Source organism: Paracoccus limosus (genome assembly GCF_009711185.1).
Taxonomy (GTDB): domain Bacteria; phylum Pseudomonadota; class Alphaproteobacteria; order Rhodobacterales; family Rhodobacteraceae; genus Paracoccus; species Paracoccus limosus.
Window position 1 is genome coordinate 57,941 of sequence record NZ_WMIF01000017.1, and the last position, 22,590, is coordinate 80,530.

The window sequence follows — 22,590 nt, forward strand, 5'->3', positions numbered from 1 at the left end:
ATGAACGGAAAATGGCCCGCCAATCTGGCGGGCCATCTGCATTCCGGCCTGAGGCTTATGCCGGATCCTTGGCAAAGCGCAGATAGGGCAGCTTCTTGTCCAGCGCGCCGTATTTCGCCTCGGCCGCTGCGTCGTCCAGCGCCAGCGCCACGATCACGTCCTGACCGGGAACCCAGTTCGCCGGGGTGGCCAGCGGCACGCCGTCGGTCTTGCGCACCGCATCCAGCGCGCGCAGGATCTCGGCAAAGTTGCGGCCCACCGACATCGGATAGGTCATGGTCAGCCGCACCTTCTTGTCCGGCCCGATGATGAAGACGGTGCGCACGGTCGCCGAATGGGCAGGCGTGCGGCCTTCGGTCGGCAGATAGTATTCGGCCGGCAGCATGTCATAGGCCTTGGCCACGGTCAGATCGCGGTCGTCGATGATGGCGAAATCCGCCGGAACACCCGCGACTTTTTCGATGTCGTGTTTCCATTTGCCGTGATCCTCGACCGAATCGACCGAGACGCCGATCACCTTGGTGCCGCGCTTTTCGAACTCGGGGATCAGTTGCGCCACGGCGCCGAATTCGGTGGTGCAGACCGGGGTGAAATCGCGCGGATGCGAAAACACGATGGCATATTTGCCGTCCAGCCAATCGTGGAAATGGATGGTGCCCTCGGTCGATTCGGCGGTGAAATCCGGGGCAATGTCGTTGATGCGCAGAGACATGGATCGTCCTTTCGGTGGTTCGCTGCGCAAGAGCATAAGCATTGCCGCGCCAGATGCCAACACGACCTGTTAGGTCGTGTAAACTGCACCGCCCTTGCACCAACGCCGGGCCGGTGCCACGGTGCGGGCCATCATGCGAAAGGAGCCGCTCATGAGCGATCTGGCAGACAAGCGGAAATTCTATATCGACGGCGCCTGGGTCGCGCCCGCCCGTCCCCGGGATCTGGAGGTGATCGACCCATCGACCGAGGAAGCCATCGCGGTGATCTCGCTGGGCGATCAGGCCGACACCGACCGCGCCGTGGCCGCCGCCAAAGCCGCCTATCCGGCATGGTCGGCCACGCCCGCTGCCGAACGGCTGGCCCATGTCGAAAAGATTCTGGAAATCTACAAGCGTCGCCAAGAGGACATGGGCGCCGCCATCGAATACGAGATGGGCGCGCCCCATGACATGGCGATCAAGGATCAGGCCGGCTGTGGCGTCAGCCATATCCAGACCTTCATCGACAGTTTCCGCGATTTCAAATTCATCCGCCCGCTGCATCCCGACACGCCCACCAGCATGGTGTCATGGGAGCCGATCGGCGTGGTCGGGCTGATCACGCCCTGGAACTGGCCGATGAATCAGGTCACGCTGAAGGTGATCCCGGCGATTCTGGCCGGCAATACCGTGGTGCTGAAACCCAGCGAGATCGCGCCACTGTCCTCGGTGCTGTTTGCCGAGATCGTGGACGAGGCCGGCCTGCCCAAGGGCGTGTTCAACATGGTGAACGGCGACGGCATCGGCGTCGGCACCCAGCTTTCGACCCATCCCGATGTCGAGATGATCAGCTTTACCGGCTCGACCCGCGCCGGCATCGCCATCACCAAGGCCGCTGCCGACACGCTCAAGAAGGTGGCGCTGGAACTGGGTGGCAAGGGTGCGAACCTGATCTTTGCCGATGCCGATGAAAAGGCGGTCGAGCGCGGCGTGCGGCATTGTTTCTACAACAGCGGCCAGTCCTGCAATGCGCCGACCCGGATGCTGGTCGAACGTGCGTTCTATGAAACTGCGGTGGAACAGGCGCGCAAGGTCGCCGAACAGACGCAGGTTGCCAGCGCTCACCAGCCGGGCGCCCATATCGGTCCGGTGGTTTCCAAGCTGCAATGGGACAAGATCCAGGACCTGATCCAGAAGGGCATCGACGAGGGCGCGCGGCTGGTTTCCGGCGGTCCCGGCCTGCCCGAAGGCGTCAATCGCGGCTATTTCGTGCGGCCCACGGTCTTTGCCGACGTGAACAACGACATGACCATCGCCCGGCAGGAAATCTTTGGCCCGGTGCTGTCGATTATCCCCTTCGACACCGAGGACGAGGCCGTGGCCATCGCCAATGACACGCCCTATGGCCTGACGAACTATGCCCAGACCCAGGACGGTGTGCGCCGCAACCGGCTGGCCCGGCGTCTGGTCGCCGGCATGGTCGAGACGAACGGCCAGTCGCGCGGCCGTGGCTCGGCCTTTGGCGGCGTCAAGGCCTCGGGGCGGGCGCGCGAAGGCGGCGTCTGGGGGCTTGAGGAATTCATGGACAGCAAGCAGATCAGCGGCTGGGATCCCGAAGCCTGATCCCGTCCTGAATGGACAAGGGGCCGCCGCATCGCCGGCGGCCCTTTTCATTTCGGCCGTTGCCGCTAACGTGCGCATCGACACGCAAGGGGGGGAATGCGATGCGGGTGGTTTCGGTTGGCGAATGCATGGTCGAGCTGTCGGGGGCGGGCCCGGGGCTGTGGCGTCAGGCCTTTGCCGGCGACACGTTCAACACGGCGTGGTATCTGCGCGCGCTGCTGCCGCAAACGGCCCGCGTCGATTACCTCAGCTGCGTCGGGCAGGACCAGATTTCGCGCAAGATGCTGGATTTCATCGGCGAGGCAGGAATTGGCACCGGCTGTATCACCCGCCATCCGACCCGCGCGCCGGGGCTTTACATGATCGACCTCAAGGACGGCGAGCGCAGTTTTACCTATTGGCGCGACAGTTCCGCCGCCCGCTGTCTGGCCGATGACGAGGATCATCTGGCGCGCAGCTTTCTGGGGGCGGATCTGATCTATTTCTCGGGGATCACGCTGGCGATCCTGTCGCCCGACCGGCGCCGGGCCCTGCTGGCGGCGCTGGCGGCGGCGGATGCGAAAGTGGCCTTTGACAGCAACATGCGGCTGCGGCTGTGGAAGGACGCGGGCGAGATGCGCGAATGGATCATGCGTGGCGCGGCGGTGGCTGACATCGCCCTGCCCAGCTTCGACGAGGAAACCGCGACCTTTGGCGACAGCGATCCGCAGGCCACCGCGCGGCGCTACCGCGAGGCCGGCGTCACCGAAGTGCTGGTCAAGAACGGCGGCGGCCCGATGCTGGGCATCGACGGCGACGCGGTGCAGGACTTTCCCCCCGGCGCGCGGCTGGAGCCGGTCGATACCACCGGCGCGGGCGACAGTTTCAACGGCGGCTATCTTGCCGCTCGCCTACAGGGTGCCGACATGGCCGAGGCCGTGGCGCGCGGCCATGCCACCGCCGCGCGGGTCATCATGCATCCCGGCGCGCTGGTTCCGCATGAGATGCTGTAAACAGCGTATACATTAGGGTTTCCGCGACCCGCTATCGCCATACGTGCAATTTCCCGACAAACTGCTTGATTCAAGATTGGCTTCCTGCCAGCCTGCCAACAATGGATACCTTTGGGAGGAGGGAACACATGGCCTCGGTCACGATCCGGGATGTGCGGAAATCCTATGGCGCCGTCGAAGTCATGCATGGCGTTTCGGTCGATATCGAGGAAGGTGAATTCGTCGTTCTGGTCGGCCCTTCGGGCTGTGGCAAGTCGACCCTGCTGCGGATGCTGGCGGGGCTTGAGCATATCACCTCGGGGCAGATCCTGATCGGCGACAAGGTGGTGAACGACCTGCCGCCCAAGGATCGCGACATTGCCATGGTGTTTCAGAACTATGCGCTTTACCCGCATCTGACCGTGGCCGAGAACATGGGCTTTTCGCTGAAACTGGCAGGCGTCAGCCGGGCCGAGATCGAAACCCGGGTCAAGCCCGCCGCCGATATTCTGGGCTTGGCGCATCTGCTGGACCGCTATCCGCGCCAGCTGTCAGGCGGCCAGCGCCAGCGCGTTGCCATGGGCCGTGCCATCGTGCGCGACCCGCAGGTGTTCCTGTTCGACGAGCCGCTGTCGAACCTTGACGCGAAACTGCGCGTGACCATGCGCACGGAAATCAAGAACCTGCACCACCGGCTGAAGACCACCACCGTCTATGTGACCCATGACCAGATCGAGGCCATGACCATGGCCGACAAGATCGTGGTCATGCATGACGGGCGGGTGGAGCAGATCGGTTCGCCGCTGGAGCTTTATGACCGGCCCGACAACCTGTTCGTGGCCGGCTTCATCGGCAGCCCGGCCATGAACATGATCCGGGGCACGGCGCAGGACGGCGCCTTTGTGGCCGAGAATGGCCAGCGCCTGCCGGTCGGTCGCGCGCCGCAGGGCCGCAAGTTGATCTATGGTGCCCGCCCCGAGGCGATCACTCTGGGCGGCGACATCCCCCTGACCATCGAGGTGACCGAGCCGACCGGCGCGGAAACCTATGTCGTCGGCACGCTCGGCGGGCAGGCGGTGACCTGCGTATTCCGCGACCGCGTTGCCGCGCGGCCGGGTGAGGTGATCCACGTCGCGATCGACCCGGCGGCGGTGCATCTTTTCGATGCCGAAAGCGGGGTGCGCCTGTCGAAATGACCAGCGGCTCCGCCGGGGAGGGCGGGGCCGTAACGCTGGCCGGACAACGGCCGCTTTGCACTTTGGGAGGAGTGTAGCCATGACCATCGACCGCAGGAAACTTCTGCAGGGCAGTGCCATGCTGGCAGCAGGCGCCGTGCTGACGTCGCCCTTTGCGGGCCGCGCCAGGGCGCAGACCGCCATGACCTTTACCCCCGAAGAGGGCGCCAGCCTGCGCCTGCTGCGCTGGGTGCCCTTCGTCAAGGGCGAAGAGGCCGCGTGGAACGCCAATACCGAGGCCTTTACCAAGGCGACCGGCGTGCAGGTCCGCATCGATCAGGAAAGCTGGGAGGATGTGCGCCCCAAGGCCGCCGTCGCCGCCAACGTGGGTTCGGGCCCGGACATGGTGATGAGCTGGTTCGACGACCCCTTCCAATATCCCGACAAGCTGGTCGATGTGACCGATCTTTGCACCATGCTCGGCGAAAAGAACGGCGGCTGGTATGACGGGCTGCGCGCCTATGGCGAGCGTGACGGCAAGTTCATCTCGACCCCGCTCTGTGCCATCGGCAACGCCATCTGCTATCGCGACAGCCACATGAAGGCGGCCGGCTTCGAGGAGTTCCCGACCGATACCGAGGGCTTCCTGAAGCTCTGCACCGCGCTCAAGGAAAAGGGCACGCCGGCGGGCTTTCCGTTTGGCAAGGCGGTGGGCGACGGCAACAACTTCGCGCATTGGCTGCTTTGGAGCCATGGCGGCCAGACCGTCAACGAGGCGGGCGAGGTCGCGATCAACTCGCCAGAAACCGCCGCCGCCATCGAATATGCCAAGAAGCTTTACGCCGTGTTCATCCCCGGCACAGAAAGCTGGCTCGACATCAACAACAACCGCGCCTTCCTGGCCGGCGACATTTCCTTGACCGCCAATGGCGTGTCGCTGTATTACGCCGCGCTGAAAGACGAGGCGACCAAGGCGCTGGCCGAAGATATCCGCACCCATATCCTGCCCGTGGGTCCGGTCGGCAAGTCGGTCGAACTGGCGCAGACCTCGACCATCTCGATCTTCAAGCACTGCAAATACCCGAACGCCGCCAAGGCCTATCTGGAGTGGATGTATCAGCCCGACCAGATGAACGCCTGGATCACCGGTGCCAGCGCCTATTGCTGTCAGGCGCTCAAGGGTTTTGCAAACAACCCGGTCTGGACCTCGAACCCGATCCACGAGCCCTATTCGCATGCCTCGGCCTCGCTGCGCGAGAACGGCTACGCCGGACCGCTGGGACCGGCTTCGGCCTCGGTGATGGCGGATTACGTGCTGGTCGACATGTTCGCCGAAGCCGTCACCGGCCAGCGCTCGACCGAGGACGCGATCAAGAACGCCGAGCGCCGCATCAAGCGCGCCTATCGCTGACCGACCCTTTCGGGCGCGGTGATCCGCCGCGCCCGGCATCAGGCAGAAAGGATCCGACCGCATGCCCCCGGTGCCCGAACGCAAGGCATCCTTCTGGAGCCGACTCTCTGAAAGCCGCAATGGACTGGGCTTTCTCTTCATGCTGCCTGCGGCGGTATTCCTGCTGTTCTTCCTGACCTATCCGCTGGGCCTGGGTGTCTGGCTGGGGTTCACCGATGCCCGCATCGGCGATTCCGGCGAATGGATCGGGTTGGAAAACTACATCTGGCTGATGGACGACCCGGTGTTCTGGCTGTCGGTGTTCAACACCGTGTTTTACACCTTCATCGCCTCGGTGCTGAAATTCGGCCTGGGGCTGTGGCTTGCGCTGCTCCTGAACCGGCATCTGCCGTTCAAGAACCTGTTCCGCGCCATCATCCTTCTGCCTTGGGTGGTGCCCACCGTGCTGTCGGCGCTGGCTTTCTGGTGGATCTTTGACAGCCAGTTTTCGATCATCAGCTGGGTCTTGATGAAATGGGGCATCATCAGCCAGCCGATCAACTTTCTGGGTGACCCGTGGAACGCACGGGCCTCGGTGATCGCGGCTAACGTCTGGCGCGGCATTCCCTTTGTCGCCATCTCGCTGCTGGCCGGGCTGCAGACCATCCCGCAATCGCTGAACGAGGCCGCGGCCATCGACGGCGCGACGCCGTGGCAGCGGTTCACCAAGGTCACGCTGCCGCTGCTGACACCGATCATCGCGGTGGTGATGACATTCTCGGTGCTGTTCACCTTCACCGACTTCCAGCTGATCTATGTGCTGACGCGCGGCGGTCCGGTGAACGCCACCCATCTGATGGCCACGCTGTCCTTCCAGCGCGCCATTCCTGGCGGGCAGCTGGGCGAGGGCGCGGCCATTGCGGTCGCCATGATCCCCTTTCTGCTGGCCGCGATCCTTTTCAGCTTCTTCGGCCTGCAGCGCCGCAAATGGCAACAGGGAGCCGATTGATGTCGAAGACCGTCACCGACGATCATGAGGGCATGGACCAGTTCGAAAGCCGCAGGCGCAAGATCTTCGTGGTCTGGCTGCCGCTGCTGGTGTTCCTGTTCGTCCTGTTGTTCCCGTTCTACTGGATGGCGATCACGGCGGTAAAGCCGAACGCCCAGCTGACCGATTACGCCAATCACAGCCCGTTCTGGGTGGTGGGGCCGACGCTGGACCACATAAAATACCTGCTGTTCGAAACCTCTTATCCCGGCTGGCTGTGGAACACGCTGGTGGTGGCGGTCTGTTCCACCTTCCTGTCGCTGTTCGCCTCGGTCTTTGCCGCCTATGCCATCGAGCGGTTGCGCTTTCGCGGCGCCCGGCTGACCGGTCTGCTGATCTTTCTCGCCTATCTGGTGCCGCCGTCGATCCTGTTCATCCCGCTGTCGGTGATCGTGTTCCAGATGGGAATCTTTGACAGCAAGCTCGCGCTGATCCTGACCTATCCGACCTTCCTGATCCCGTTCTGCACTTGGCTCCTGATGGGCTATTTCCGCTCGATCCCCTATGAGCTCGAGGAATCGGCCTTGGTCGATGGTGCGACGCGCTGGCAGATCCTGACCAAGATCGTCCTGCCGCTGGCGGTGCCAGGGCTGATCTCGGCCGGCATCTTTGCCTTCACGCTGTCGTGGAACGAATTTATCTATGCGCTGACCTTTATCTCCAGTTCCGAGAACAAGACCATTCCCGTCGGCGTGCTGACCGAGCTGGTGCGCGGGGACGTCTACGAGTGGGGGGCGCTGATGAGCGGAGCCCTGCTGGGGTCGCTGCCGGTGGTGATCCTGTATTCCTTCTTCGTGGATTACTACGTCAGCTCAATGACCGGCGCGGTCAAGGAATAAGGGGGCTTTCAGCCCCCTCTTGCGGCTGTTGCCGCAATTCACCCCCGAGGATATTTGGACACGAAAGAAACGCGCTTGGCTTCTTTCGTGTCCAAATATCCCGGGGGAGTCCGCAGGACGGGGGCAGAGTCCCCTCTTTTCTTGGCAGGGTGTTATGCCGGGGTGGGTGTCATGATCTTGCGGGTGAACAGGTGCAATGCGCGGCGCGCGGCATCAAGACTGGCATCCGTTTCCATCCAGCGGGCGATATTGCCGCTGATCATCTTTTGCGCAACGCCATAGGCAAAGCTGCGCGCGGTCGTGACCAGCAGCTTGATGTCCGCGTCTGGCTCGATCAGGCCTTTGCCCTGGGCCTGTTTCAGCATCCGTAGCATCAGGGCATGGATCGACTGTTCATAGCGCAGCAGGTTGCCGCTGGCGACGGCGCGCTTGGCGGGCAGGCTGCCCAGAATCATGAACTCGGCCGGGTGGCGGTTTGCCCATTCGATATAGGCGTCCGACAGGGCGACGAACTGCGCCAGCGGGTCGTCGGGATCGATCCGCACCACCGAGGTCACGCATTGGTCGTGCAGCAGCACCAAGGCATTTTCCAGCGCCGCCTCGAGCAGGTGGGCATCGTCGCGGAACACTTCGGTCAGCTGGCTTTCGTCGGTTCCAAGGCGCCTCGCCACTTCGGCGGTCGTCGGGGCATCGGGATGCGAGACCAGCGTCGTCATTATCCTGATCGCTTGCGCATAGACGGTTTCGCTGCTGGCCATGCCGTTCTCCTTGCTGCGTTTCGTCCGACCACGGGCAAGTCGATAATGAAACAACCGGTATTCGCTTACAACCATAAGATGCAAGCGTGACAGATTGCGAACTGAGGCGGGGCTTGGAGAGTGTCATCTTGACATGCGGGCGTTCTTGTGTGAGCATTTGCGCATAGCATTGGCAAATGCTCAATGGGAGGACGACCGAATGACCACGATGCTGCGCGGCCTGCTGGGGGCCTGCGCCTTGACGGCGCTTGCCGCGCCGGCCATGGCCGAGACGCTGACCATCGCCACCGTGAACAATGGTGACATGATCCGCATGCAGAAGATGACCAAGCCGTTTACCGACGCGAACCCGGACATCCAACTGGAATGGGTCACGCTGGAGGAAAACGTGCTGCGCCAGCGCGTCACCACCGACATCGCCACCAAAGGCGGGCAATATGACATTGTGACTGTCGGTAACTATGAAGTTCCGATCTGGGCCAAGCAGGGCTGGCTGACACCGTTGGAAAACATGGGCGCCGATTACGACGCCGACGACATCCTGCCGCCGATTCGCGACGGGCTGTCGATGGACGGCAAGCTCTATGCTGCGCCCTTCTACGGCGAATCCGCGATGATCATGTATCGCAAGGACCTGATGGAAAAGGCCGGGCTGACCATGCCCGAGCGTCCGACCTGGGACTTTGTCTATGACGCCGCGCGCAAGATGACTGACAAGGACCGCGAGGTCTATGGCATCTGCCTGCGTGGCAAAGCCGGCTGGGGCGAGAACATGGCCTTCCTGACCTCGATGGCCGCGAGCTATGGTGCGCCCTGGTTCGACATGGACTGGAAGCCGCAATTCGGCAGCGAGCAGTGGAAAAAGGCGCTGACCGATTACGTCACCATCATGACCGAGGCCGGCCCGCCCGGCGCGTCCTCGAACGGCTTCAACGAAAACCTCGCGCTGTTCCAGACTGGCAAGTGCGGCATGTGGATCGACGCCACCGTCGCGGCCAGCTTTGTCTCGAACCCCAAGGAATCGACCGTGGCCGATAAGGTCGGCTATGCCTTGGCCCCCATGGGCGAAAAGCCGCAGATGTGGCTGTGGGCCTGGACGCTGGCCGTGCCTTCATCAACGGATTCGCCCGAGGCGGCCAAGAAGTTCGTCGCTTGGGCTACATCCAAGGCCTATACCGAAGAGGTCGCCAAGGCCGAGGGCTGGGCTAATGTGCCGCCTGGCACCCGGACCTCGCTTTACGAAAACCCGGAATATCAGAAGGCCGCACCCTTCGCGAAGCCCACGCTGGACAGCATCATGTCGGCTGACCTGAAGAACCCGACCACCGTCCCGGTGCCCTATATCGGCACGCAATGGGTCGGCATCCCCGAGTTCCAGGCTCTGGGCACAGCGGTGGGCCAGCAGTTCTCGGCCGCTCTGGCGGGGCAGTCCAGCGTCGATCAGGCGCTGAAGATGGCCCAGCAGATCAGCGAACGCGAGATGGCCAAGGCCGGCTATCCGAAGTGATCGGCGAAGGCATCTGACCGAACGGGGCCGGGGGTGGCACGCTGCCCCCGCGCTTTCCAGGCGGCATTTCACTTAATGGCATCCCCTTTCATCGCCCGCGTAGGGAGGCGCGCCGATGGCAACCCGACATCAGAAAACCCTTGCGCGATTCATGGTCGCGCCCTCGGTCCTGCTGCTACTTGGCTGGATGATCGTGCCTTTGGCGATGACGCTGTGGTTCAGCTTTCAAAGCTATAACCTGCTGTCGCCCGGCATGGAGCAGTTCATCGGCTGGACCAATTACAAATACTTCCTGTCCGATCCCGCCTTCTGGCAGGCGATGACGAACACGCTGCTGATCGTCATCGGTGTGCTGGTCATCACCGTGGGCGGCGGCATCCTGCTGGCGCTGCTGCTGGACCAGCCGATCATGGGGCAGGGCGTGGTGCGCATCCTGATGATCGCGCCCTTCTTCATCATGCCGACGGTTTCGGCCTTGGTGTGGAAGAACATGTTCATGAACCCGGTGAACGGGCTTTTTGCCTGGGTCGCCAAGGCGGTGGGTGCGCAGCCGGTCGATTTTCTGGCGCAATATCCGCTGATGTCGATCATCGGTATCGTGGCCTGGCAATGGCTGCCCTTTGCCACGCTGATCCTGCTGACCGCGCTGCAATCGCTGGACAGCGAGCAAATGGAAGCTGCCGAGATGGACGGTGCCAGCGCGTGGGCCAAGTTCACCCATCTGGTGCTGCCGCATCTGTCGCGCGCCATCACCGTGGTGATCCTGATCGAGACCATTTTCCTGCTGTCGGTCTTTGCCGAGATCCTGGTGACCACCAATGGCGGGCCCGGCTATGCCTCGACCAACCTGACCTACCTCGTCTATTCGCAGGCGCTTTTGCAATATGACGTGGGCGGCGCCTCTGCCGGCGGCATCATCGCCGTCATCCTGGCCAATATCGTTGCGATCTTCCTGATGCGGATGATCGGCAAGACGCTGGAGTGATCCCATGGCCCGCAAAGTTTCCGATACCCGCCGCTGGACCTTTACCATCCTGGCCTGGGGCGTCGCGCTGGCGATCTTTTTCCCGATCCTGTGGACGATCCTGACCAGCTTCAAATCCGAGGCCGATGCCATTGCATCCCCGCCCAAGTTCCTGTTCTTCAACTGGACGCTGGAAAACTATGCCGAGGTGCAGTCGCGCTCGCCCTATTTCCGGCATTTCCTGAACTCGGTCATCATCTCGGTCGGCTCGACCCTGCTGGGGCTGTTGTTCGCCATTCCGGCTGCATGGTCGATGGCATTCCAGCCCGCCAAGAGGACGAAAGACCTGCTGATGTGGATGCTGTCGACAAAAATGATGCCCGCCGCGGGCGTGCTGATCCCGATGTATCTGCTGTTCCGGTCCTCGGGGCTTCTGGACACGCGCATCGGCATCACGGTCGTCCTGATGCTGATCAACCTGCCGATCATCACCTGGATGCTTTACACCTATTTCCGCGAAATCCCGGGCGAGATCCTTGAGGCGGCGCGGATGGACGGTGCCAGCCTTGGCAAGGAAATCCTGTATGTGCTGACGCCGATGGCGGTGCCGGGCATTGCCTCGACCCTGCTTCTGAACGTCATCCTGGCCTGGAACGAAGCGTTCTGGACGCTGAACCTGACCACCAGCAAGGCCGCACCGCTGACGACATTCATCGCCAGCTATTCCAGCCCCGAAGGCCTGTTCTACGCAAAACTCTCGGCGGCCAGCACCATGGCCATCGCCCCGATCCTGATCCTTGGCTGGTTCAGCCAAAAGCAACTCGTGCGCGGCCTGACCTTCGGCGCGGTGAAGTGAGGTAACACGATGGGAAGCATTACGCTTAAACAGGTCCGCAAGGCATTCGGCGAGGTCGAGGTCATTCCGGGCGTCGATCTGCAGATCAACGATGGCGAGTTCGTGGTCTTTGTCGGCCCTTCGGGCTGCGGCAAATCCACGCTGCTGCGGCTGATCGCGGGGCTTGAGGACGTGACCTCGGGCCAGATCCTGATCGACGGTCAGGACGTGACCCATGCCGCACCGGCCAAGCGCAAGTTGGCGATGGTGTTCCAGAGCTATGCGCTTTACCCGCATATGTCGGTGCGCAAGAACATCGCCTTTCCGCTGAAGATGGCGGGGATGGATGCGGCCGAACAGGATCGCCGCGTTGGCCATGCCGCCGGCATCCTGAACCTGACGGATTATCTGGAGCGGCGTCCCGGCCAGCTGTCGGGCGGCCAGCGTCAGCGCGTCGCTATCGGCCGCGCCATCGTGCGCGAGCCCTCGGCCTTTTTGTTCGACGAGCCGCTGTCGAACCTTGATGCTGCGCTGCGCGTGAACATGCGGGTCGAGATCAGCGAGCTGCACAAGAAGCTGGCGACGACCATGGTCTATGTGACCCACGATCAGGTCGAGGCCATGACCATGGCCGACAAGATCGTCGTCTTGCGCGCCGGTCGGGTCGAGCAGGTCGGCTCGCCGTTGGAGCTGTATCGCAATCCCGCGAACCGCTTTGTCGCGGGCTTCATCGGCTCGCCCAACATGAACTTCCTTGAGGGCGAGGTGGCGTCGCGCATGGGCGCCCATGCCATCGGCGTGCGACCCGGACATTTCCGCATGTCCACCAGCGACGGGCTTTTGCCCGGCACGGTGGGCGTGGCTGAGCATCTGGGCTCGGACACCTTCCTGCATGTGGATCTGGACGGTGGCACCCATGTCATCGCCCGGGCCGAGGGCGAGTTCCCGGTGCATCATGGCGATCGCATCTGGCTGACGCCGCAGGAAGGCCGCATCTACCGCTTCAATGACAAGGGGCTGTCCCTATGAGACTGCAAGGCAAGACTGCCATCATCACCGGCGCCGCGCGCGGCATCGGTCGCGCCTTTGCCGAGGCCTATATCCGCGAGGGTGCCACCGTCGCCATCGCCGACATCAACGAGACCGCCGTGCGCGAGACGGCAGCCCAGATCGGCGCCCATCCCGTCGTCATGGACGTGACCCGGCAGGACAGCATCGACGCAGGCATCGCGCAGGCGGTGGAACTGATGGGCGGCATCGACATCCTGATCAACAATGCCGCGCTGTTCGATCTGGCGCCGATCACCGAGATCACCCGGCAAAGCTATGACACGCTGTTCGCGATCAACGTCTCGGGCACGCTTTTCGTCATGCAGGCCGTCGCGCGCCACATGATCGACACCGGACGCCGCGGCAAGATCATCAACATGGCCTCGCAGGCCGGACGCCGCGGCGAGGCGCTGGTGGGGGTCTATTGCGCGACCAAGGCCGCCGTCATCAGCCTGACCCAATCCGCCGGGCTGAACCTGATCGGGCATGGCATCAACGTCAACGCCATTGCCCCCGGCGTGGTGGATGGCGAGCATTGGGACGGTGTCGACGCCAAGTTCGCCGCCTATGAGAACAAGCCGCGCGGCCAGAAAAAGGCCGAGGTCGGCGCTTCGGTGCCGTTCGGACGCATGGGCACGGCCGAGGATCTGACCGGCATGGCGATCTTCCTGGCCTCGCCCGAGGCCGATTACATCGTCGCCCAGACCTATAACGTCGACGGCGGGAACTGGATGAGCTGACATGATCACGCTGAACAACGCCAATCTGCCGGCGATCTCGGTCGCCAAACCCGATTACGACCGTGCCGGCCTGCAAGGCGGGATCGTGCATTTCGGTCTGGGCAATTTCCATCGCGCGCATCAGGCGGTCTATCTGGACCGGCTGATGAATCTGGGCCAAGGGCAGGATTTCGCCATCATCGGTGCCGGTGTCATGCCCTCGGACGCGCGGATGCGCGATCTGCTGGCCGGGCAGGATTACCTTTATACGGTGGTCGAACAATCGGCCAAGGCCTCGACGGTGCGGGTCATCGGCGCGATGATCGATCATCTGCCCGCCGCAGACGCCGCGGCGATCATTGCGAAACTGGCCGATCCCGCCATCCGCATCGCCAGCCTGACGATCACCGAGGGCGGCTATTTCATCAATGCCCAGACCGGGCATTTCGATCCGGCCCATCCGGCAATCGCGGCGGATGGCGCCAACCCCTTGGCGCCCAAAACGGTGTTCGGAATGCTGGTCGCGGGCCTGAAAGCCCGCCGCGATGCCGGCATCCCGCCCTTTACCGTCATGTGCTGCGACAACATCCCGCATAATGGCCATGTCACGCGCGAGGCGGTGGTGGAAACCGCCCGCCTTTCGGACCCCGCCTTGGCCGACTGGATCGCGGCCAATGTCGCCTTTCCGAACGGCATGGTCGACCGCATCACCCCCGCCACCAGCGACCGCGAACGTGCCATGATCCGCGACGATTTCGGCATCGCCGACGACAGCCCGGTCTTTGCCGAGGATTTCATCCAATGGGTGCTTGAGGACAACTTCCCTCTGGGCCGCCCGGCGCTGGAGCAGGTCGGCGTCGAATTCGTCGAGGACGTGACCCCCTGGGAGATGATGAAGATCCGCATCCTGAATGGCGGCCACGCGGTCATCGCCTATCCCTCGGGGCTGATGGACATCCATTTCGTGCATGAGGGCATGGAAAACGATCTGGTCCGCGCCTTTCTGGACAAGGTCGAGCGCGACGAGATCATCCCCGTGGTGCCGCCCGTGCCCGGCACCGACCTGAGCGCCTATTTCGCCAAGGTCGCGGAACGCTGCGCCAATCCCAAGATCGGCGACACGATCCGGCGGCTGTGTCTGGACGGCTCGAACCGGCAGCCCAAGTTCATCATTCCGACGATCAACGACCGGCTGGCGCAGGGCCTGCTCGTCGAGGGGCTGGCGCTGGAATCGGCGCTGTGGTGCCGGTACTGCGCCGGGGTCACCGACAGCGGCGCGGTGATCGAGCCGAACGACCCGAACTGGGACCGGCTGACGGCTGCGGCGCAAGCGGCCCGGACCGATCCGCAGGCCTGGCTGGGCATGGCCGAGATCTATGGCGAGACCGGCCAGAACCCGGTCTTTGCCGAGGCCTTCACGCGTTGGCTGGATCTGCTGTGGCAACAGGGCACCAAGGCCACGCTGCAGCATTATCTGGCGGCCTGAGGCTGTGGTGCGGGGTCTGATCTTTGACTGCGACGGGGTGCTGGTGGACAGCGAGCCTCTGGCCGTGGCCGAGCTTCAGACCATGTTCGGCCGGCTGGGCGTGCCGATGCCGCCAGAGCGGATCTATCGCGATTTTCTGGGCCGCTCGCTTCAGACCATCGTGGATGCGGCGGCGCAGGACCATGGGCTGGATCTGGCTCCGGAACTGCCCGGGTTCGCGCAGGGGCTGGCCGCGCGCTTTGGCCATGACCTGCTGCCGGTGCCGGGAATGGCTGCGGCCATTGCCGCGCTTCCCGGTCCGCGCGCCGTGGCCAGTTCTAGCGCGCCGGACCGGCTGGCGCTGTCGCTGTCGCTGACCGGGCTTGCGCCGCTGTTCGGGACGCATGTCTATTCGGCAAGTCAGGTCCGCAACGGCAAGCCCGCGCCGGATCTGTTCCTGCTTGCGGCCGAACGGCTGAGGATCAGCCCTGCCGATTGCGTGGTGATCGAGGACAGCCCTGCGGGCATTGCCGCAGCCCGCGCCGCCGGCATGCGGGTCGTGGGCTTTCTGGGCGGTGCGCATGCCGGTCCCGCCCGATTGGCCGAGCGGCTTTCCAGGCTGCGACCCGACGCCTTGGTTGAACATGCCGCGGAATTGCCCAACACTCTGGCCCGACTGGGCTAGGGGGATAGTGTCGTGTTGATCGCTGCCGTGGATGTGGGGTCGGCCCGTGCGCGTGCCGGGCTGTACACCCTTCAGGGCCATCTGGTGGCGCGCGCCAGTCGCGGCTTTGCCACCTTGCCCTCTCCGGGGGGGCAGGCGGGTTTCGCCTTTGCCGAAATCTGGCAGGCCGTGGCCGATGCCCTGGCCGAGGCGCGCCGCATGGCGGGGGCCAGCCCTGCACAGGTGCAGGCGCTGGCCTTTGACGCCACCTGTTCACTGGTGGTCGATGCGCCCGGTTTCAGCCCGGATGTGATCGCCTGGCACGACCATCGCGCCGTCGCCGAGGCGCATGAAGTCAGCGCGATTGCGCATGAGGTGGTCGCGCGTGCCGGGGGATCGGTGTCGCCCGAGATGCAGACACCCAAGCTGATCTGGCTGCGCCGGAACCGGCCCGAGGTCTGGGCCGGCCTGCGCGGCATCCGCGATCTGTGCGACCATCTGGCGTTTCGCGCCACCGGCCTGCCGGCACGCTCGCTCTGCGCCATGGCCTCGAAATGGCCTTGGCTGCCCGACCGGGGTGGCTGGGCGGACGATCTGCTGGCGCGGTTCGATATTGCCGGCTTTCCGCATGATGAGCCGGTTCTGGCACCAGGCAGCCTGATCGGGCCGCTGTCCGAGCAGGGCGCGGCAGAGCTGGGTCTGGACCGCGAATGTGTCGTGGCGACCGGGCTGATCGATGCCTTTTCCGGGGCGCTGGGCGCGGCGCCTGACATGCCGGCGCTGATCGCGGGCACCTCGAACTGTGTCATGGCCGCTGGCATCAGGGTCACACCGGCGTTGTGGGGGCCCTATCCCGGCGCCATCCTGCGCGATGAATCGGTGACCGAGGGCGGGCAATCGGCCACCGGCGCCCTGCTGGAATCGATCCGCCGGCAATATGCCGATGCGCCCAGCCACGATGACATTCTGGCCCGTATCGCCGACGCGCCCGAGCCCGCGCCCGGCATTCACGTTCTGCCCGACTTCAAGGGCAGTCGCACGCCCTTTGCCGATCCGCTGATGCGCGGCGTGATCCATGGTCTGCCGCTGGACCGCGACGCGGCGGCGCTGGACGGGCTTTACTGGCGGGCGGCGGTGGGCATCGCGCTGGGCACGCGGCAGGTCATCGCGCATATGGGCCTTGTGCCCGACCGCATCGCGCTGGCCGGCGGGCAGGCCCGGGCGGCATTGATGCGCCAGCTTTATGCCGATGCCATCGGCGCCGAGATCCATTGGCAGCCCGAGGATGCGGTGCTGCGCGGTACCGCCATCGCCGCCGCGGCCCCGATGCTGGGTGGCATCCGAGCCGCCCGGGCGCGCTTTGCCCGCGAGGTGCAGGTGACGCGCCCCGATCCGGCGGCACGATTGCGGCGCGACCGCGACTGGAAGATCTTTCAGCGGATGCAGCAGCACCGCGCCGAAATAAGCGACATGCAGGGGGAATAGATGTTTTTGGGATTGGATCTGGGCACGTCCGGCGTCAAGGCGGTGCTGATCGACGAACGCCAGCGGGTGCTGGCTTCGGAAACCGCGCCGCTGAGCGTGCAGCGGCCGCAGCCGATGTGGTCCGAGCAGCATCCGGCCGACTGGATTGCCGCCACCGAGGCGGCTATGGCGGCACTGGCCCGCAGCCATGATCTGTCGGCGCTGCGCGGCATAGGGCTGTCGGGTCAGATGCACGGCGCGGTGGCTCTGGACCGCGCGGGCGAGGTGCTGCGCCCGGCGATTCTGTGGAACGACACCCGCGCCCATCTGGAGGCGGCAGAGCTGGACGCCATGGCCGACATGCGCCGGCTGTCGGGCAATATCGTCTTTCCGGGTTTCACCGCGCCCAAGCTGGTCTGGATGGCGCGGCACGAGCCCGATCTGTTCGACCGTGTTGCCACGGTCCTGCTGCCCAAGGACTACCTGCGGCTGTGGCTGACGGGCGAGCGTGTGGGCGAGATGTCGGACGCCTCGGGCACCAGCTGGCTGGATGTGGCGGCGCGCGACTGGTCGCCCACGCTGCTGGCGGCCAGCGGCATGCGCCGCGACCAGATGCCGGCACTGGTCGAGGGCAGCGCCCCCTCGGGGCAGCTGCGCCGCGAACTGGCGCAACGCTGGGGCATTGCCGCCCCGGTCGTGGTTGCGGGCGGTGCGGGCGACAATGCCGCGACCGCCATCGGGGCGGGCACGGTGGCGGCGGGGCAGGGCTTTGTCAGTCTGGGCACCTCGGGCGTGGTCTTTGCCGCCTCGGACCGGTTCCTGCCGGCACCCGAAACCGCGGTGCATGCGTTTTGCCACGCGCTGCCGCAGACATGGCATCAGATGGGGGTGATCCTGTCGGCCTCGGCGGCACTGGAATGGCTGGCGGGCATCCTGCAGGCGAAACCGGCCGAGCTGACCGCCACTTTGGGCGATCTGCAGGCGCCGGGCAGCGCGATGTTTCTGCCCTATCTGTCGGGCGAGCGGACGCCGCATAACGATGCGCTTGCGCGTGGTCTGTTCGCCGGTCTGACGCCCAGCACCGATCGCGCCGCCCTTACCCGCGCCGTGCTGGAAGGGGTGACCTTTGCGCTGGCCGACAACCTGACCGCCCTGCGCGCGGCGGGGGCGGATCTGGGCGCGCTGCTGGCGCTTGGCGGCGGGGCGCGGTCGGATTACTGGCTGCGGCTGATCGCGACGACGCTGGATCTGCCGGTGCTGCTGCCGGTCGGCGGCGATTTCGGTGCGGCCTTTGGCGCGGCGCGGCTGGGGCTGATGGCCGAGACGGGGGCCTCCGCCGCCGAGGTCTGCACGATGCCAAAGATCGCGGCCGAGATCCGCCCCGATCCCGCATTGGTGCCGGCATTCGCCGAAACTCACGCCCGGTTTCGCGCGCTTTACCCTGCGAGCCGGGGCTAAAGCAGCGCCTGCCCGGTGGTCAGATCGGTGATCAGCCCGTTGATCAGCCCGCCGCTGAGCGCGCCGCGCAGCGCCGGGATCTTGCCGGCGCCGGCGGCGGTGCCGATGACCAGCGTGCTGTCGCGCGACGGGATCGGCGCCGAGGCGACGCGGTCGTTCGACAGCCCCTCGATCAGCCGGCCATCGCCGTCATAGGCCCAGCCGGTGATCTCGCCCACGGCGCCGGCGGCGATCAGGGCATCCAGATCGGCGCGGGTCACGAACCCGTCCAGCATCAGCGGCGCGCGGTCGTCCAGCGCGCCCAGGCCCACAAAGGCGATCTGCGCCGCAGCCGACATCTGGATGACGCGGCGGATGCCGGGCTGGCCGGTTATTGCCAGCCGCTCTTCGACCGTGGGCAGGATCACCGTCAGCGGCAGCGGGAAGCTGCGGGCGCTGACATGTTCCGACAGCGAAAACAGCACGTTGTAATATGCGGTCGAGCCGTCGGTTGCGATGTTCCCGGTCAGCGAGACGATGCGATGCTGCGGGCAGTCGATATGCGGCAATTGCCCGACCGAGGCGCGCAGCGTGCGGCCGGTGCCGATGGCCAGCGTCAGCGGCTCGGGGCGGCGCAGCCAGTCCTCCATGGTGGCCGCGACGTGATGGGGCACGCCGGTTTCAGGCGCATCGGCCGGGGCGATCCGGCAAAAGCGCAGGTTCCAGCGCGCCCGCAGCGCGGCGGCCAGCTCCATGCATTCGGCAAAGGGGTGATCGATGCGGATCTTGACCAGCCCCTCGGCCATGGCCTGCGCCACCAGCCGCTGCGCGGTCTGGCGCGACACGCCCATGATGCCGGCGATCTCGTCCTGGGTCTTGCCCGCGACATGGGCAAGCCAGGCGGCGCGGGCGGCCTGTTCCAGCTTGCGGCCCTGATTGGACATGCGTTTCCCCCTTTTGCCCATTCGATAGACTGCCGCGCGCGGCCCTGTCCAGAACCGCATCTGGAATCATAGAAGTGATCAAACTGGATCTGTTGTCGCGCAAGGCTGCCGCGTAAGCTTGGCCGGTCAACTTTTTCCCTTCATCTGTCAGAGGCGCATCATGAACGACCTGAGCCCGGTCATCGCAGCGGACAAAGCCCATGTCTGGCACCACCTGAGCCAGCACAAGCAATATGAGACCATCGACCCGCGCGTCTTTGTCGAAGGCAAGGGGATGCGGCTGTGGGATGCCACCGGGCGCGAGTTTCTGGACGGCGTCTCGGGCGGGGTCTGGACGGTGAACGTGGGCTATGGCCGCGAAAGCATCGCCAATGCCGTGCGCGACCAGCTGATCAAGCTGAACTACTACGCGGGCGCCGCCGGCACCGTGCCGGGCGCGGTCTTTGCGCAGAAACTGATCGAAAAGATGCCGGGCATGAGCCGGGTCTATTATTCGAACTCGGGCTCCGAGGCGAATGAAAAGGTCTACAAGATGGTCCGCCAGATCGCCGCGCGCCGGCATGGCGGCAAGAAATGGAAGATCCTGTTCCGCGACCGCGACTACCACGGCACCACCATCGCCACGCTGGCGACCTCGGGTCAGGATCAGCGGGCGATGCAATATGGCCCCTATCCCGACGGTTTCGTGCGGGTGCCGCATTGTCTGGAATACCGGGCGCAATGGGATGTCGAGAATTACGGCGAACGCGCGGCGGATGCGATCGAGGAGGTCATCCTGCGCGAAGGCCCCGATACCGTGGGTGCCATCGTCCTTGAGCCGGTGACGGCCGGCGGCGGCGTCATCACCCCCCCCGAGGGCTATTGGCAGCGCGTGCAGGAAATCTGCCGCAAATACGACATCCTGCTGCATATCGACGAGGTGGTCTGCGGCCTTGGGCGCACCGGAACGTGGTTCGGCTATCAGAACTATGGCATCGAGCCCGATTTCGTGACGATGGCCAAGGGCGTCGCCTCGGGCTATGCGGCGATTTCCTGCACCGTCACCACCGAACGCGTCTTCGAGATGTTCAAGGACGATCCCAGCGATCCCTTGGGCTATTTCCGCGACATCTCGACCTTTGGTGGCTGCACCGCGGGCCCGGCTGCGGCGATCGAGAACATGCGCATCATCGAGGACGAGGGGCTGCTTGCCAACACCCTTGCGATGGGCGACCGTCTGATGGACAACCTGACCTCGCTGATGGACCGCCATGCCATCATCGGCGATGTGCGCGGACGCGGGCTCTTCTGCGGCGCCGAACTGGTCGCGGATCGCGCCAGCAAGGAACCGGCGGACGAGAAGAAGGTGCAGGCCGTGGTCGCCGACTGTCTGGCGCAGGGCGTCATCATCGGCGCCACCAACCGCTCGATCCCCGGCTTCAACAACACGCTGTGCCTGTCGCCGGCGCTGATCTCGACCGCGGACGATATCGACGCGCTGACCACGGCCATCGACGGTGCGCTGACCCGCGTGTTCGGATGATCGAGCGGGGTGGCCCGCAGATGCAGGCCCCCAAGCAGATTCCGCCCGAGACCTTTCTGATCGACCGGGACACCCCTTTGCCGCTGCAGTTGCAACTGCGGCGGCAGATTGTCCTTGCCGTGCATGAAGGCCGCTTTCGCCCGGGCGAGCGGATGCCGTCCAGCCGGGCGCTGTCCGCGCATCTGGGCGTCGGGCGCATCACCGTCAGCATGGCCTATGGCGAGCTGGTCGCGGCCGATTATCTGGTCGCGCGCGGCCGCTCGGGCTATTTCATCGCCGACCGCGCCCATGCGCTGGACGAAACCCCGACGCTGGCACCGATGCCGCGTTTCGACTGGACCGGCAAGCTGCCCGGACGCTACCGCGCGACGCAGCGCAAGGACCGGCCGCGCAACTGGCGCGACTATCCCTATCCTTTCCTTTACGGTCAGATTGACGACCGGCTGATCGACCATGCCGCCTGGCGCGAATGCGCGGTGCGGGCGCTGGGCCGCCGCGATCTGGGCGCGCTGGCCGATGACCAGTATGACGGCGACGACCCCGAGCTGATCGATTTCATCATCCGCCACCTTTTGCCCCGGCGCGGCATCCGTGCCCGCCCCGAGGAGGTCTTGCTGACCATGGGCGCGCAGAATGCGCTGTGGCTGATCTGCCAGATCCTGCTGAACCGGGGCGAGGCCTGCGCCATCGAAGAGCCCTTCTATCCCGGCCTGCACGAGATCCTGTCGGTGCATGACTGTCAGGTGCATCCGGTGCCCATCGACGCCCAGGGCCTGCCCTGCGACGCAATCCCGGCGCAGGTTTCGGTGGTCTTTACCTCGCCCAGCCACCAATGCCCGACCAACCGCACCATGCCCCGGGCCCGGCGCGAGGCATTGCTGCGGCTGGCGGCCCTGCGCGGCTTTGCCGTGGTCGAGGATGACTACGAATTCGAGATCAGCTTTGCTGGAGCCACCTCTCCGGCATTGAAGGCGATGGATCGCAGTGGCGCGGTGATCTACATCGGCAGCTTTTCCAAATCGGTGTTTCCCGGTTTGCGTCTGGGTTACATCGTCGCCGACCCGGCTTTCGTGGCCGAGGCGCGGGCCTTGCGCAGCATGATGCTGCGCCATCCGCCCGGGCATGTGCAGCGCACCATGGCCTATTTCTTGTCGCTGGGGCATTACGACCGCCAGCTGAACCGCATGCGTGCGGCCTATGCCGAACGCCGTGCCGCCACCGCGCAGGCGCTGGTCCGGCACGGGCTGGATCTGGGGATGGAGGCCGGCTCGGGCGGGTCGAGCTTTTGGCTTGGCACGCCGGGCGGGCTAGACAGCGAGCTTCTGGCGGCGCGATTGCGACCCCAGGGTGTGTTGATCGAGCCGGGCCGGCCGTTCCATCGGCAGAGCGGCGCAGGCGCGGCATCCTATCGGCTGGCCTACAGCTCGATCGGGGTCAGCGAGATCGAGGAAGGCATCCGCCGCATCGCGGCGGTCAGCCGGGACTGCGCCGGGGCGGCGTGACGACACAGACGAAGGGGATGC

20 protein-coding genes are annotated in these 22,590 nt (G+C 65.0%); 17 read left to right on the forward strand and 3 right to left on the reverse strand.

What is annotated here, in order from left to right; genetic code table 11:
* Positions 1-55 precede the first annotated feature (55 nt).
* Complete coding sequence (locus GL279_RS12705; RefSeq protein ID WP_155065015.1) at positions 56-712, reverse strand: redoxin domain-containing protein; 657 nt, start codon at positions 710-712, stop codon at positions 56-58.
* A 160-nt stretch (positions 713-872) separates the two neighbouring features.
* On the opposite strand from GL279_RS12705, the gene GL279_RS12710 reads away from it, so the two are divergent.
* The 6 genes from GL279_RS12710 (at position 873) to GL279_RS12735 (ending at position 7,738) form a co-directional block, all read left to right on the forward strand.
* Positions 873-2,315: an aldehyde dehydrogenase family protein gene (locus GL279_RS12710; RefSeq protein WP_211371309.1), complete on the forward strand. Its 1,443-nt coding sequence runs from the start codon at positions 873-875 to the stop codon at positions 2,313-2,315.
* Between the two features lie 101 nt (positions 2,316-2,416).
* The gene (locus GL279_RS12715) at positions 2,417-3,307 is read left to right on the forward strand and encodes a sugar kinase (protein WP_155065017.1); all 891 of its coding nucleotides are present in this window, start codon (positions 2,417-2,419) and stop codon (positions 3,305-3,307) included.
* Positions 3,308-3,435: 128 nt separating this feature from the next.
* On the forward strand, positions 3,436-4,482 hold the full coding sequence (locus tag GL279_RS12720) for an ABC transporter ATP-binding protein (protein ID WP_155065018.1): 1,047 nt from the start codon (positions 3,436-3,438) through the stop codon (positions 4,480-4,482).
* Positions 4,483-4,561: 79 nt separating this feature from the next.
* Positions 4,562-5,872 carry an ABC transporter substrate-binding protein gene (locus GL279_RS12725; protein ID WP_155065019.1) on the forward strand — a complete coding sequence of 437 codons (1,311 nt, stop codon included), beginning with the start codon at positions 4,562-4,564 and terminating at the stop codon, positions 5,870-5,872.
* Positions 5,873-5,933: 61 nt separating this feature from the next.
* A complete protein-coding gene (locus GL279_RS12730; RefSeq protein WP_155065020.1) occupies positions 5,934-6,860 on the forward strand; it encodes a carbohydrate ABC transporter permease in 927 nt (308 codons plus the stop codon).
* Positions 6,860-7,738, forward strand: coding sequence for a carbohydrate ABC transporter permease (locus GL279_RS12735; protein ID WP_211371306.1), 879 nt, complete (start codon positions 6,860-6,862; stop codon positions 7,736-7,738). The genes GL279_RS12730 and GL279_RS12735 overlap by 1 nt, the downstream gene beginning before the upstream one ends.
* Before the next feature lie 152 nt (positions 7,739-7,890).
* On the opposite strand, the gene GL279_RS12740 is transcribed toward GL279_RS12735, so the two are convergent.
* A complete protein-coding gene (locus tag GL279_RS12740; protein WP_155065022.1) occupies positions 7,891-8,496 on the reverse strand; it encodes a TetR/AcrR family transcriptional regulator in 606 nt (201 codons plus the stop codon).
* A gap of 199 nt (positions 8,497-8,695) precedes the next feature.
* On the opposite strand from GL279_RS12740, the gene GL279_RS12745 reads away from it, so the two are divergent.
* The 9 genes from GL279_RS12745 (at position 8,696) to xylB (ending at position 18,622) form a co-directional block, all read left to right on the forward strand.
* Entirely contained in the window at positions 8,696-10,003 is a 1,308-nt protein-coding gene (locus tag GL279_RS12745; protein ID WP_155065023.1) for an ABC transporter substrate-binding protein, read from the forward strand.
* A gap of 115 nt (positions 10,004-10,118) precedes the next feature.
* Positions 10,119-10,988, forward strand: coding sequence for a carbohydrate ABC transporter permease (locus tag GL279_RS12750; RefSeq protein ID WP_155065024.1), 870 nt, complete (start codon positions 10,119-10,121; stop codon positions 10,986-10,988).
* A 4-nt stretch (positions 10,989-10,992) separates the two neighbouring features.
* Positions 10,993-11,823: a carbohydrate ABC transporter permease gene (locus GL279_RS12755; RefSeq protein WP_155065025.1), complete on the forward strand. Its 831-nt coding sequence runs from the start codon at positions 10,993-10,995 to the stop codon at positions 11,821-11,823.
* 9 nt (positions 11,824-11,832) lie between these two features.
* The gene (locus GL279_RS12760; protein WP_155065026.1) at positions 11,833-12,831 is read left to right on the forward strand and encodes an ABC transporter ATP-binding protein; all 999 of its coding nucleotides are present in this window, start codon (positions 11,833-11,835) and stop codon (positions 12,829-12,831) included.
* A complete protein-coding gene (locus tag GL279_RS12765; RefSeq protein ID WP_155065027.1) occupies positions 12,828-13,592 on the forward strand; it encodes an L-iditol 2-dehydrogenase in 765 nt (254 codons plus the stop codon). Before GL279_RS12760 ends, GL279_RS12765 begins: the two co-directional genes overlap by 4 nt.
* A 1-nt stretch (position 13,593) precedes the next feature.
* Positions 13,594-15,057 carry a mannitol dehydrogenase family protein gene (locus tag GL279_RS12770; protein ID WP_155065028.1) on the forward strand — a complete coding sequence of 488 codons (1,464 nt, stop codon included), beginning with the start codon at positions 13,594-13,596 and terminating at the stop codon, positions 15,055-15,057.
* Positions 15,058-15,064: 7 nt separating this feature from the next.
* On the forward strand, positions 15,065-15,721 hold the full coding sequence (locus GL279_RS12775; RefSeq protein ID WP_343039807.1) for an HAD family hydrolase: 657 nt from the start codon (positions 15,065-15,067) through the stop codon (positions 15,719-15,721).
* Between the two features lie 12 nt (positions 15,722-15,733).
* Entirely contained in the window at positions 15,734-17,185 is a 1,452-nt protein-coding gene (locus GL279_RS12780; protein WP_343039808.1) for an FGGY-family carbohydrate kinase, read from the forward strand.
* Entirely contained in the window at positions 17,186-18,622 is a 1,437-nt protein-coding gene (gene xylB / locus GL279_RS12785; RefSeq protein WP_155065030.1) for a xylulokinase, read from the forward strand.
* On the opposite strand, the gene GL279_RS12790 is transcribed toward xylB, so the two are convergent.
* On the reverse strand, positions 18,619-19,545 hold the full coding sequence (locus GL279_RS12790; protein ID WP_155065031.1) for a sugar-binding transcriptional regulator: 927 nt from the start codon (positions 19,543-19,545) through the stop codon (positions 18,619-18,621). The genes xylB and GL279_RS12790 overlap by 4 nt on opposite strands.
* Positions 19,546-19,705: 160 nt before the next feature.
* Between GL279_RS12790 and tpa the strand changes: the two genes are divergently transcribed.
* A complete protein-coding gene (tpa, locus tag GL279_RS12795) occupies positions 19,706-21,067 on the forward strand; it encodes a hypotaurine--pyruvate aminotransferase Tpa (RefSeq protein ID WP_155065032.1) in 1,362 nt (453 codons plus the stop codon).
* Positions 21,068-21,087: 20 nt separating this feature from the next.
* The gene (pdxR, locus tag GL279_RS12800; RefSeq protein ID WP_155065033.1) at positions 21,088-22,569 is read left to right on the forward strand and encodes a MocR-like pyridoxine biosynthesis transcription factor PdxR; all 1,482 of its coding nucleotides are present in this window, start codon (positions 21,088-21,090) and stop codon (positions 22,567-22,569) included.
* Positions 22,570-22,590 lie beyond the last annotated feature (21 nt).